Annotated in this window: 11 protein-coding genes; 2 read left to right on the top strand and 9 right to left on the bottom strand. The window is 71.4% G+C overall.

Going from position 1 to position 12,506, the window contains the following annotated elements; genetic code table 11:
• Positions 1–17: 17 nt before the first annotated feature.
• From trmB to dapB, 4 genes are all read right to left on the bottom strand, one after another.
• A complete protein-coding gene (trmB, locus tag J3S20_RS04655; RefSeq protein WP_216835032.1) occupies positions 18–728 on the bottom strand; it encodes a tRNA (guanine(46)-N(7))-methyltransferase TrmB in 711 nt (236 codons plus the stop codon).
• A gap of 94 nt (positions 729–822) precedes the next feature.
• Positions 823–2,010, bottom strand: coding sequence for a methionine adenosyltransferase (gene metK, locus J3S20_RS04650; protein ID WP_216835031.1), 1,188 nt, complete (start codon positions 2,008–2,010; stop codon positions 823–825).
• Between the two features lie 147 nt (positions 2,011–2,157).
• Positions 2,158–2,772 carry a DUF7002 family protein gene (locus tag J3S20_RS04645; RefSeq protein ID WP_216835029.1) on the bottom strand — a complete coding sequence of 205 codons (615 nt, stop codon included), beginning with the start codon at positions 2,770–2,772 and terminating at the stop codon, positions 2,158–2,160.
• Positions 2,769–3,542 carry a 4-hydroxy-tetrahydrodipicolinate reductase gene (gene dapB, locus J3S20_RS04640; protein WP_216835444.1) on the bottom strand — a complete coding sequence of 258 codons (774 nt, stop codon included), beginning with the start codon at positions 3,540–3,542 and terminating at the stop codon, positions 2,769–2,771. The genes J3S20_RS04645 and dapB overlap by 4 nt, the downstream gene beginning before the upstream one ends.
• Positions 3,543–3,813: 271 nt before the next feature.
• On the opposite strand from dapB, the gene J3S20_RS04635 reads away from it, so the two are divergent.
• Positions 3,814–4,836, top strand: coding sequence for a glycosyltransferase (locus J3S20_RS04635; protein WP_216835027.1), 1,023 nt, complete (start codon positions 3,814–3,816; stop codon positions 4,834–4,836).
• An 85-nt stretch (positions 4,837–4,921) separates the two neighbouring features.
• On the opposite strand, the gene dnaJ is transcribed toward J3S20_RS04635, so the two are convergent.
• Both dnaJ and dnaK read right to left on the bottom strand, forming a co-directional pair.
• Positions 4,922–6,073, bottom strand: a complete 1,152-nt coding sequence (dnaJ, locus tag J3S20_RS04630) for a molecular chaperone DnaJ (RefSeq protein WP_216835025.1) — start codon at positions 6,071–6,073, stop codon at positions 4,922–4,924.
• Between the two features lie 100 nt (positions 6,074–6,173).
• Positions 6,174–8,102, bottom strand: a complete 1,929-nt coding sequence (gene dnaK, locus J3S20_RS04625; protein WP_216835023.1) for a molecular chaperone DnaK — start codon at positions 8,100–8,102, stop codon at positions 6,174–6,176.
• 292 nt (positions 8,103–8,394) lie between these two features.
• On the opposite strand from dnaK, the gene J3S20_RS04620 reads away from it, so the two are divergent.
• Positions 8,395–9,690, top strand: coding sequence for a DUF3422 family protein (locus J3S20_RS04620; protein WP_216835020.1), 1,296 nt, complete (start codon positions 8,395–8,397; stop codon positions 9,688–9,690).
• Positions 9,691–9,920: 230 nt separating this feature from the next.
• Here the strand turns inward: J3S20_RS04620 and J3S20_RS04615 are convergent, their stop codons facing one another.
• The 3 genes from J3S20_RS04615 to J3S20_RS04605 all read right to left on the bottom strand — a co-directional run bounded on the left by J3S20_RS04615 (position 9,921) and on the right by J3S20_RS04605 (position 12,459).
• Positions 9,921–10,529, bottom strand: coding sequence for a nucleotide exchange factor GrpE (locus J3S20_RS04615; RefSeq protein WP_216835018.1), 609 nt, complete (start codon positions 10,527–10,529; stop codon positions 9,921–9,923).
• Between the two features lie 119 nt (positions 10,530–10,648).
• Positions 10,649–12,109, bottom strand: coding sequence for a methyl-accepting chemotaxis protein (locus J3S20_RS30725; RefSeq protein WP_216835016.1), 1,461 nt, complete (start codon positions 12,107–12,109; stop codon positions 10,649–10,651).
• Positions 12,106–12,459 carry a hypothetical protein gene (locus J3S20_RS04605; protein ID WP_216835014.1) on the bottom strand — a complete coding sequence of 118 codons (354 nt, stop codon included), beginning with the start codon at positions 12,457–12,459 and terminating at the stop codon, positions 12,106–12,108. The genes J3S20_RS30725 and J3S20_RS04605 overlap by 4 nt, the downstream gene beginning before the upstream one ends.
• Positions 12,460–12,506: the final 47 nt, after the last annotated feature.

Below are 12,506 nucleotides of genomic sequence, written 5' to 3'. Positions count from 1 at the left end.
AGGGGTCGGTGGGCACGTCAGCGCCGGACGAAGACCCACCAGATCGGCTGCCGCCCGGCCCGCACCGCCTTGGCCTCGTAGCGGGTGCCCGGCGTGCCTTCGGGGCGGGTGGTGTGGCGCTCGGCCAGGGCGAACAACGCCTGGTCGGCGAAGACCTCCGTCACCCAGGCCTGGTAGGTCGGGTCGTCGCTGGCGATGCGCCATTCGCCGCCGGGGCGCAGCACGCGGGCGACCAGCGGCAGCATCTCCGGATGCACGAAGCGGCGCTTGGAATGCCGGGACTTCGGCCAGGGGTCGGGGAACATCAGCATCAGCCGGTCGAGCGCCCCCTCCGGCAGCAGGCCCAGCAGGTGGCGGGCATCCTGTGGCCACAGCTTCAGGCCGGGCGGCAGCGGGGCGGTGGCTTCCCCACCATCCGGCACCAGCCGGGTCAGCAGGGAACACAGCCCGTTCTCGAACACTTCCGAAGCGATATAGGCCACCTCCGGATGGGCGCGGTGCTGCTCCAGCGCGTGCTCTCCGCCGCCGAAACCCACCTCCAGCCACAGCTTGGCGCCTGGCATGCCGAAGGCGGCCAGCGGGTCGGCGGCCTGTTCCGGCAGCAGGCGCAGCCGCGGCAGGGTGGCGTCCAGCAGCAATTGCTGGCGCGGCCGCAGCTTGTGGCCGCGCTGGCGGCCATAAAGCCGGTCCGGCACGCCCTCGGCCAATGGGGGGCGGTCTGCGGTCATGAAAAGGGCCTCAAAACGAAAAGGGGCGACGGGCCTGCGCCCGCCGCCCAATCAGACAGGAACAGCCCACGCCACGGCGCGGGCCGGCCGAAAATTACCGGTTGAAGGCGCGGCGGATCTCGTCGGCGAGGTCCGTCTTCTCCCAGGTGAAGGTGCCCTTCTCCGCATCCGGCGTGCGGCCGAAATGGCCATAGGCGCTGGTCGGCGCGTAGATCGGGCGGTTCAGGTGCAGATGCTCCCGGATCCCGCGCGGGGAGAGGTTCACCAGGCCGTCCATCACCTTGGCCAGCTTCGCCTCGTCCACATCCTTGCCCGTGCCGTGCAGGTCGAAATAGACCGACAGTGGCTTGGAGACGCCGATGGCGTAGCTCACCTGGATGGTGCACTTGTCGGCGAGGCCGGAGGCCACGACGTTCTTCGCGACATAGCGCGCCGCATAGGCGGCCGAGCGGTCGACCTTGGTCGGGTCCTTGCCGCTGAAGGCGCCGCCGCCATGCGGCGCCGCGCCGCCATAGGTGTCGACGATGATCTTGCGCCCGGTCAGGCCGCAGTCGCCATCCGGCCCGCCGATGACGAAGGTGCCGGTCGGGTTCACATACAGCTCGTTGTCCGGGCACATCCAGCCCTTGGGCAGGCTGCTCTCGATGATCGGGCGGATCATCCGCTTGATCTCGGCCTGGTCGAGGCGTTCCTCGTGCTGGGTCGAGACCACCACGCTGGTCGCGCCCACCGGCTTGCCGTCGATGTAGCGCAGCGTCACCTGGGACTTGGCGTCCGGCAGCAGGCCGGCCACGGCCAGGTCGCCGGCGCGGCGCATCTCGCTGATGCGGCGCAGGATCAGGTGGGCGTAGTACAGCGGCGCCGGCATCAGCTCCGGCGTCTCGGTGCAGGCATAGCCGAACATGATGCCCTGGTCGCCGGCGCCTTCATCCTTGTTGCCGGCCGCGTCCACGCCCTGCGCGATATGCGCGGACTGGGCGTGCAGATGGCACTCCACGCTGGCATTCTGCCAGTGGAAGCCATCCTGCTCATAGCCGATGTCGCGGATCGCCATCCGCGTCAGGTGCATCAGCAGCTCGGGGGTGACGCTGCCCGGGCCGCGCGTCTCGCCGGCCAGGACCACCCGGTTGGTGGTGACCAGGGTCTCGCAGGCCACGCGGGAATAGGGGTCGGCCGAGAGGTAGGCGTCGAGCACGGTATCCGAGATGCGGTCCGCCACCTTGTCCGGGTGGCCTTCGGAGACGCTCTCGGACGTGAAAAGGTATTCGCCCTTGTCGCGCATGGCGTGGTTCGGCCTCTTGTCGCGGGAGGGCCGGTACGCCCCGGCCTGGCTAGATGGCCCGGTGGATCCGGGACAGCGGCGTATTGCAGTGCGGTGTGGCGGGGTCAAGGCAGTGCATGCGCCTTGGACACCATCCTGCAATGAAACTCAAGGTTGAGGCCAGGGGTCCAGCACCAGGGCGGCCAGGTCCGGCACGGCCCATGGAATGGCCAATTCCACCGGACGACGGCCCCGCGGGTCGGCATAGGCGCCCAGCATGTGCCAGTCGGCCAGGCTGCGCCGATGGCGCGGGTGCCGCACGGCGCCGGTATTGATCGGCGTGAGCAGCGCCGCCGTTTCATGGCGCTGCAGCAGCCGCACGAGGTCAATGCGAAGCGGCACCTGCGGGCGCTTCGGGTCCGCCTTGGCCAGGCCGTCCAGCCGCGCCGGGTCCAGCCAGAAGAAGACATGGCCGTTGATGTGCCGCCGCCATTGCGCGGGCGTGGTCCCGCTGCCGGCCAGCGCCGGCCCCAGCTTGCTGTCCCACATCTGCTGGCGCCTCAGCTCCACCGTGCCGTGGCGGGGATGGTGCAGCGGGGTGAATTGATCGCGATTGGTCTCGAGCAGGCGGGTCGCATCCGGCTCCGGCACCTCGAACATTCTGACCAGGGCCGCGGTCGAGAGCAGGCCGTGCCGGCGCAGCATCGGCAGCGCGGCGCGCGGCGCAAGGTGCCAAACGACCCCGCCGGTCGCGGCGATCAAGGCCGTCGCGTCCCAGCTCATCGCATCCCCAGCACATCCATCATCGAATAGAGGCCCGGCCGCCGCCCGATGATCCACTGGGCCGCACGCACCGCCCCCACCGCATAGGACCGCCGGTCGAAGCTGCGATGGGTGATGGCGATGTGCTCGGTGGCGGCGGCGAAGAGCAGCGTATGCTCGCCCACCACCTGGCCGCCGCGCAGCGCGGCGAAGCCGATGCTGCCGGTGCGGCGCGCGCCGGTATGGCCGTCCCGCCCGCTTTCCATCCCCGCCGCCTCCAGCGTCGTGCCCCGTCCGGCTGCCACGGCGCGGCCCATGGCGAGTGCGGTGCCGGAGGGGGCATCCACCTTCTGCCGGTGGTGCATCTCGACGATCTCGGCATCATAGGCCTCGGCCGGCAGGGCCGCTGCCAGCTTCTCGGCCAGGGCCAGCACCAGGTTCACGCCGGGGGCGAAATTCGCCGCATGCACCACCGGCACAAGCTGCGCCGCCTCCGCCACCGCCCGTTCCTGCGCGGCCGAGAGGCCGGAGGAGCCGAGTACCAGCGGGGTCGCGCTCCGCGCCGCCAGCTCCGCATGCGGCACCGCCTCCTCCGCATGGGTGAAGTCGATGACGATGTCGCTGGCCGCGAACAGCGCGGCGGCATCGGGCTGGATGGGAAGGCCGGCGGGGGGCTCCGCCCTGCTGCCCGGGCGCAGCGTGCCGCCCGACAGGATGGCGCCGGCGGCCTGCACCTCCTCGGCCAGCAGCCGGCCCATGCGGCCGGCGATGCCGGCGATGCCAATGCGGATCATGCAGAGAACCCCCCGAGCGCGAGGGCGGAAGCTGCGCGCAGCCGGCGGCCGGGGTCAAGCGAGCGGAGGGGGGGCGGGCGGCGGCGCGATTGGGACCTTGGGGACCGCGCCGCCGCCTGCCAGGACCTGCCACAGGGGGGATGCGGAGGTCTTCCATGCAACGTCGGCCAGGCCCCGCGGTTGCAGCGCCGGCGCGAGATTCCGCCGCAGCTGCCCCCTGGCCTGCGGCGGCCAGACACGGCATCACTCCGCCCGAGGAGAACCGCCGATGCGCCTGGCCTTTGTCGCGAGCCATCCCGACCGCCGCCTGAAGGAAAGCCAGCAGGAACTGTTGTTCCTGGCCGAGATGCGGGCGCGGGGGGTGGAGGTGCGGCTGTTCCGGCTGGAGGCTTCGGCGCCGCCGCAGCAGCTGGAGCTGCTGGACGGACAGGTGCCGGCCACCGTGCTGCCGAGCGACGATGCCTCCCAGCCGCGCCGGCAGCGAACCTCCCAGGCGCTGGTGGCCGCGGTGCGGGACTTCCGGCCGCAGCTGCTGCTGTTCAAGGGGCTGGGCCATGCAGCGCACCGCGCCGTCGCGGATGCGCTGCATCCCTGCCCGATCGTGCTGATGGCGGATGGCTATACAAGGGATCCGCTGCTGCCGCGGGCGGCGCTGGTACTGACCGAATATCCGGCGCAGCAGCAGCAGGCCTTCGCCATGCACCACGCCCGCGGCCGCACGCTGCTGATGCCGCGCTACTTCGATGCGACGCTGGCCACGCCGCCCGATCCGCGGCCGGAAGCACGCTACGCCATCGTCAACGTCGCCCACTTCCATGACGCGCGGAAGAACCAGACGGCGCTCTTCGGCCTGGGGCAGCGCCACCGGATCTGCCTGGTGGGCGGCGGCGCGCAGCTGGAGGCGCGGCAGGCGGAGGCCCCGCCCCTGGTCCATTTCGCCGGCCAGCGGTCAGCCGACCGGGTCTATGGCTTGCTGCACCAGGCGAAGGTCATGGTGCATCCCTCGCTGCAGGACGGGCTGCCGCGCGCGATCGTGGAGGGCATGGCCTGCGGCCTGCCCGTGGTGGCCTATGCCGAGATCCATCCCGGCATCCGCCATGGCGAGACCGGCCTGGTGGTGACGCCGGAGACGCTGGAGGCGGAGGTGGAGACGCTGCTGGCCGATCCGGCCCGGCTGCAGGCGATGGGCGAGGCCGCGCGGCAGGACGCCTTGGCCCACCACGGCCCGGCGGCGCTGCAGCGCGCCGCCCGGCAGTTCCTGACCATGCTGGGTCAGCTCGGGCTGGATTGAGGCAGCGTCGGCGGCCCCCACCCCGACCAGCCGTCGGCGTTGCGCGGTGCGCAACCCCCCGCAAGGGCGGGGGAGGGAGAGGGGCCTATCGGCCCAGCCCGTCCCAGAATTCCTTCACCTTGGCGAAGAAGCCCTCGGTTTCCGGATTGCTGCGGCCGGTCTTCTCGCATTCGGTCTCGAACTCGGCCAGCAGTTCCTGCTGCCGCTTCGAGAGGTTCTGCGGGGTCTCCACCGCCACCTGCACATACATGTCGCCCCGCGCGGCGGAGCGCAGCACGGAAAAACCCTTGCCGCGCAGGCGGAACTGGTCGCCGGTCTGGGTGCCGGCGGGGATCGTCACCCGCGCCCGCCCGCCGTCGATCACCGGCACCTCGACACCCCCGCCCAGCGCCGCCTGCGTCATCCGCAGCGGGACCCTGACGAAGATATTGGCACCGTCGCGCTGGAAGATGGCGTGCTGCCGCACCGCCACGTCGACATAAAGGTCGCCCGCCGGCGCGCCGCGCAGCCCGGCCTCGCCCTCGCCGGACAGGCGGATGCGGGTGCCGTCCTCGACGCCCGCCGGGATGGTCACGGCCAGCGTGCGGTCGCGCTGCACGCGGCCCTGGCCCGCACAGACCTTGCAGGGGTTCTTGATGATGCGGCCGCTGCCCGAGCAGGTCGGGCAGGTGCGCTCGATCAGGAAGAAGCCCTGCTGCGCCCGCACCTTGCCGGCGCCGCTGCAGGTCGGGCAGGTCTGCGCGGATTGCGCCGCATTGCCCTCGCTGCCCGAGCCCTTGCAGGCCTCGCAGACCACGGAGGACGGCACGCGGATGGTCTTCTTGGAACCCGCGAAAGCCTCCTCCAGCGAGACCTCCACCTGGTGGCGCAGGTCGTTGCCGCGCCCGGCGGCGGCCCGGCCACCACCGCGCCCGCGGCCCAGCCCGCCGAACATCTCCTCGAAGATATCCTCGAAGGCGCCGCCGAAGGGGTTGCCGCCCATCCCGGCGCCGCCGCCCCCGCCGCCACCCTGTTCGAAGGCGGCATGGCCGAAGCGGTCATAGGCGGCGCGCTTCTCGGCATCCTTCAGCACGTCGTAGGCCTCGTTGGCCTCCTTGAACTTCGCCTCGGCCCCGGCATCGCCCCGGTTGCGGTCCGGGTGGTGCTGCATGGCGAGCTTGCGGTAGGCCTTCTTCAGGTCCTCCTCGCTCGCATCCCGGGCGACGCCCAGGACTTCGTAATAGTCGCGTTTGGCCATGGTCCCGTAGGTCCTCGCGGGGCGGCGTGGTCAACATGGCAGCGCCCGACTTCTTGCGAAGCCGGGCGCGCCGCTCATTCAGTCCGGAAGAGGCCCGGCGTTAGGAGGGCTTCTTCTTGGTCGGGTCGACTTCCTCGAACTCGGCGTCCACCACCTTGTCGTTCGGATTGCCGCCCGGACCGGCGCCGGCGCCGGCCTCCGCGCCACCCGCCTCGGCCTGGGCGGCCTGCGCCTTGTACAGCGCCTCGCCCATCTTCATCGCGGCCTGGGACAGGGTCTCGTTGGCCTTGTTGATGGCCTCGACATCCTGGCCTTCCATCGCGGTGCGGGCGGCGGCGATGGCGGATTCGACCTCGGCCTTCTCCGCGGCCGGGACCTTGTCGCCATTCTCCCGAATCGTCTTCTCGGTCGAGTGGACCAAGGCATCGAGCCCATTCCGCGCTTCCACGGCCGCGCGGCGCTGCTTGTCCGCCTCGGCATTCGCCTCCGCGTCCCGCACCATCCGCTCGATATCGGCATCGGACAGGCCGGACTTGGCCTGGATGCGGACCTGCTGCTCCTTGCCCGTCGCCTTGTCCTTCGCGCTGACGCTGACGATGCCGTTGGCGTCGATGTCGAAGGTCACCTCCACCTGCGGCACGCCGCGCGGCGCCGGCGGCAGGCCGGTCAGGTCGAACTGGCCGAGCAGCTTGTTGTCGGCCGCCATCTCGCGCTCGCCCTGGAACACCTTGATGGTGACCGCGGACTGGTTGTCGTCGGCCGTCGAGAAGACCTGCGACTTCTTGGTCGGGATGGTGGTGTTGCGGTCGATCAACCGCGTGAACACGCCACCCAGCGTCTCGATGCCCAGCGACAGCGGCGTCACGTCCAGCAGCAGCACGTCCTTGACGTCGCCCTTCAGCACGCCGCCCTGGATGGCGGCACCGATGGCGACCACCTCATCCGGGTTGACGTTGCGCGCAGGCTCCTTGCCGAAGAACTGCTTCACCAGCTCGATGACCTTCGGCATGCGGGTCATGCCGCCAACGAGGATGACCTCGTCGATCTCGCCGGCCGAAACCTGCGCATCCTTCAGCGCCTGCTTGCAGGGCTCCAGCGTCTTGGTGATCAGGTCGTCGACCAGCGCTTCCAGCTTCGCGCGGCTCAGCTGCATCACCAGGTGCTTCGGCCCGGAGGCGTCGGCGGTGATGAAGGGCAGGTTCACCTCGGTCTGCTTGGAGGAGGACAGCTCGATCTTCGCCTTCTCGGCGGCTTCCTTCAGGCGCTGCAGCGCGAGCTTGTCGCCGCGCAGGTCGATGCCCTGCTCCTTCTTGAACTCATCCGCCAGGTAGTCGATCACCCGCGCGTCAAAGTCCTCGCCGCCGAGGAAGGTGTCGCCGTTGGTGGACTTCACCTCGAAGACGCCGTCGCCGATCTCCAGGATCGAGACGTCGAAGGTGCCGCCGCCGAGGTCGTAGACCGCGATGGTGCCGCCCTTCTTCTGATCCATGCCATAGGCAAGCGCCGCGGCCGTCGGCTCGTTGATGATGCGCAGCACCTCGAGGCCCGCGATCGCGCCGGCTTCCTTGGTCGCCTGGCGCTGGGCGTCGTTGAAATAGGCCGGGACGGTGATGACCGCCTGCGTGACCTTCTCGCCGAGATAGGCCTCGGCGGTCTCCTTCATCTTGGAGAGGATATTGGCGCTGATCTGCTGCGGCGCGTACTGCTTGCCATCCGCCTCGACCCAGGCATCGCCATTGCTGGCGCGCACGATGGAATAGGGGACCAGGCCCTTGTCCTTGTTCACCATCGGGTCGTCGAAGCGGCGGCCGATCAGGCGCTTCACGGCATAGAGCGTGTTGGTCGGGTTGGTGACCGCCTGGCGCTTGGCGGACTGGCCGACCAGGCGCTCGCCATTCTTCGCGAAGGCGACCATGGAGGGGGTGGTACGCGCACCCTCGGCGTTCTCGATGACCCTGACGTCCTTGCCTTCCATGATGGCGACGCAGGAATTGGTGGTGCCGAGGTCGATGCCGATGACCTTGCTCATCCGAGTCTATCTCCTGTGCGGCGGACGGGCACGGCCCATGGGCCCGGCTACCCCGGAAACCCTTCGGCACCGCACCCGCCCCCATGATCCGTGACGGATGCGGGGTGGGTTGTCCTGCGGCCGAACCGGGGAAGCCCCCGGTCGCCGCGCTGCCGTCATGTATTCAGGCCGGGCGCAGGGAACAAGACCCGCGGCGGGCGCAAGCTTTGGAAAGACTCGCGATTCCGCCGCGACGAAACCGCGCAATCCGCTGTTCCTGGCCCCCGGCACCTGGGTAAGGTGCCACAACGACATGATCCAGCACCTCCCCCCCCACCCGCAGCGCGATGTGCTGACGGGCGAACTCCACGCCCGCCCGCCCCTGCCGCTGCAGACGCCGGTCGCGATCAGCCGGCTGGCCCTGTCCGGGGACTCCGGCGCTGACCGCGGGGCGGGCGTCGCCCACCTCGCCAGCCTCTGCCGCCGCTACGGGGTGACACCCCCGGCCCCCGGCGCCGATTTCGTGCTGGCCGATTTTGGCGTCTTCCGGCTGCGCTACGAACGGCATACCGAATTCGACGGCTGGACCTTCCTGCGCCCCGGCCTGTCCGACCACCCGGACGACCCCTTCGCCTTCACCGCCATCGCCGCGGTGCCGACCGACTGGCTGGCCGCCCTGCCCGGCCGCACCCTGGTCGCCGCCCATATCGCCGTGCTGCCCACCGCCGGAGAGGACGAAGCCCCGCCCCCGGGCTGCTTCGCCCCGGATGGCCTGGCCGGCGCCAGCCTCTCCGGCGGCGCCGCCACCGCCTGGACCGACTTCCGGCTCGGCCCGGACGGCTTCACCCGCATCCTGCTGCAGGACCACGGCCTGACCCCGGCCCTCGCCGGCCGCCTGGCCCAGGCGCTGTGGGAGATCGAGACCTACCGGCTTTTCGCCCTGCTGGCCCTGCCACCCGCCCGCGCCGCCGCCGGTGAACTAGCCCGCGCCTCGGACCGCCTGGCCTCCCTCTCCTCCCGCCTCTCGGGGCTGGAGGAGCTGGAAGCGGAACGGGAGGCGCTGGAGGAACTCTCCGAACTCGCCACCGGCATCGAACAGATCGCCAATGCAACGGCGGACCGCTTCTCCGCCGCCCATGCCTACCACGCCCTGGTCGGCCGCCGCCTCCAGGTGCTGCGGGAAGAACGGCTGCACGGCCTGCCCACCCTGACGGAATACCTGGAACGCCGGCTGGACCCGGCACTCGCCACCATCCAGGCCACCGGCACCCGCACCGCCGCACTCTCCGTCCGCTGCGGCCGCGCCGTGGACCTTTTGCGCGCCCGCGTTGCGGTGGCGCAGGAGGCGCAAACGCAGAAACTGCTGGCCGCCATGGCCGAGACCGGCCGCGCCCAGCTCCGCCTGCAGGAAACCGTCGAAGGCCTCTCCGTCGCCGGCATCAGCTACTACGTGCTGTCCCTCGCCGGCTACGCGCTGAAACCCCTGCCCTGGGGCCCACTGCGCCTCGACATCATCCTGGCCGCCCTGGTGCCCGTCATCGCCGGCCTGGTCTGGATCCGCGTGCGCCGCCAACGGCGGAAGCTGGCGAAGTCGGCGCGGCGCGGGTGATGCTCGTGCTCGCCAGGGGGCTTTGCCCCCCGGCACCCCCCACAAAGGGCTTTGGCCCTTTGAACCCATGCCCTGAGGGACAGGTTGGAGGAGGGGCCGGCGCGCCCGCGGATCGCAAAGGCCCGCAGGCCCCTCCTCCAACCTGTCCCTGAAAGGGTGTCCAGAGGGCGAGCCCTCTGGTGGGGAGCGCGAGGGGCAAAGCCCCTCGTGAACCACCAGCGCGACGCGCGCTACTTGCCGGCCACGACCACCATCGCCGGCTTCAGCAGGCGGCCGTGGAGGGTCCAGGCGGGGGTCCAGGCCTGGATGATGGTGCCGGGTTCGGTGCCTTCGGGGGCCGGTTGTTCGGCCATGGCCTGGTGCAGTTCCGGGTCGAAGGTCTTGCCCTGGGCTTCCACGCGGGCGATGCCGTGGCGCTCGAGCATGGTGACGAAGGCACGTTCCACCCCTTCGAAGCCGCCGCGCAGCTTGCCCAGCAGTTCCGGCTCGTCCTCTGCGGCCGGCGGCAGGCTGTCCAGGCCGCGGCGCAGGTTTTCGGCGGTTTCCACCACGTCGCGGGCGAATTTCTGCACGGCGTAGAGGCGTGCGTCCTCGGTCTCGCGCTTGGTGCGGGCGCGCAGGTTCTGCATTTCGGCTTCGGAGCGCAGCCATTTGTCGCGCATCTGGATGACTTCGGCTTCCAGGGCCGCGATGCGCTCGGCTTCGGTCATCGGCGGGGTTTCGGCGCCGGGCTGCGCGGAGGCATCCGCGCCCTTGGCATGGTCGGTCGTCTGGCCCGTGCTCGGGTTTGCGGCCGCGGCGTTCTCGGCCGGGGTCGGCGTATCCTGGGTATCGCTCATGGATCGGGTGTTCTGACTCGCGAGGTGGTGTCGGCCTGCTCGCCTTCACCTAGGCGTCCGGGCGGGGCGCGGCAAGGACTTGAAGCCCGCGCCCGCCCTCAGCCCAGCCCACCCTTCGCTCAGCCCGCCCTCAGCCCGGCCACCGTCGCCTGCAGCGAGGCGCGGAGCGAGGCGGCGCTGCCGTCCAGCGTCCGCGCGGTGGCTTCCAGCTGTTCCACCGCGCGGGTCGTGGCGCCGATCGCGCCTTCCGCATGGCCCACCGCGCCGGCGGCGCGTTCCGTGCTTTGCGCCACGCGTTGCGCGGTGCGGGCGATGTCCTGGGTGGCGCTGCCCTGTTCCTGCACGGCCGTGGCCATGGCGGCGGAGACCTCCTCCAGCTCCGCCACCACCTGGACGATGCCGCGGATCGCCTGCACCGCCTCGCTGGTCGCGGTCTCGATGCCGCCGGCCTGGCGGCCGATTTCCTCCGTCGCCTGTGCGGTCTGGGCGGCCAGCGCCTTCACCTCTCCGGCCACCACGGCGAAGCCCTTGCCGGCTTCGCCGGCGCGGGCGGCCTCGATCGTCGCATTCAGCGCCAGCAGGTTGGTCTGGCTGGCGATGGCGCCGATCAGGCGCACCACCTCATGGATCCGGCCGGCGCTCTCGGACAGGCCGGTGACGATGGCATCCGTGTTGCGGGCGCGATCGGCGACGCTGCGGGCGACGCCGGCGGCGCTGGCCACCTGCCGCGTCACTTCCTGCACCGAGGCCGCCAGTTCCTCCGTCGCCGCGGCCACGGTCTGCACATCCTGGGCCGCTTCGCCGGTGGCCGTGGCGGCGGCCTGCGTCGCCCCGGCGCCGTTGCGGGCGGCCTCGGCCAGGCCATCCGACGCCGCGCCCAGCTCCCGCGCCGCGGCGCTGAGCTGGCTGCTGCAGGCGCCGATCTCGCCTTCCACCTGTGCGGCGAGGGCCATGCGTCCCTCGCGCGCCTGGCGGGCGGCCTCGGCCTTCTCGGCCTCCTTCCGCGTGCGCTCGGCTTCCTCCCGCGCCAGGGCGGCCTCGTTTTCCGCCTGAGCGGCCTGGGCGGCGGCGGCGGCGCCTTCCAGGCAGGTCAGCACCAGCAGCAGCGCCGCCGCTTCCGCCACCAGGATCACGGCATGCAGCGCGACGCGTCCCAGCGTACCCTCGCCGCCGAAGACGGCCATCGGGGCCAGCTCGTTCAGCACGGTATGGTGCAGCGCGACCGCCAGGGTGCCGAGGATGATGGCGCGCCGGTCCACCAGCCCGGCCAGCATGGCCAGCGCCGCGAAATAGGCCATGTGCATATCCGTGCGCAGCCAGGCCGGGGCCACCCAGACCAGCACCGAGACCTGCACCATCAGCGCCACCGCGATCATCTGCCGCGCGACCGGCGCGGTGGCGTCGCGCGCGCCGAGGCCGAGGGCGGCGGCCGCGGCCAGGGCGGCGAGCCCGCCGCCGCCCCAGATCTCGGCGCTGCCGCCGCCGGAGAGCCAGGCCAGCGGCAGGGCGGCCAGCGCCAGGGCGCCGAGCAGCCACAGCAGGGCCCGCGCGCTGCTGCGGCGAATCCGGTCCAGGTTCATGAAAGAGGTCTTCCCATGTCCAAAGCGAGGTTGGCGGCGGCGCAGGGCGCGCGGCCGATGGCGGGCAGGACCAGCCAGGCGCCTTGCGGGGCCGGGCCGGCGGAGCCTGGGGTGTTCGGCGCGACCAGCGCCAGGGTGAAGGGCCCCAGGCGGCGGATCGCGATCGGGTCCCAGCCGGGCGCGGCCAGGACCTGCAGCAGGGCGGCCGTTTCCGCGACGCCGGGCGGGAAGAACAGGGCCAGCGGCTGGTCCGGCCGCGGCCGCGCCTGCGCCCATCCCAGGACCGCGGTCGCGAGCAGCAGCATCAACACCGGCAGCAGCTGGGTGAGGTGACGGCGGAGGTCTGGCATGGCTGATGGCCCCCATTCTGCCTGCAAGGCAACAATGCGGGCTTAAC

This window comes from Falsiroseomonas tokyonensis, from assembly GCF_019024325.1.
GTDB lineage: Bacteria > Pseudomonadota > Alphaproteobacteria > Acetobacterales > Acetobacteraceae > Falsiroseomonas > Falsiroseomonas tokyonensis.
This window is presented reverse-complemented; position numbering and strand designations above follow the sequence as displayed.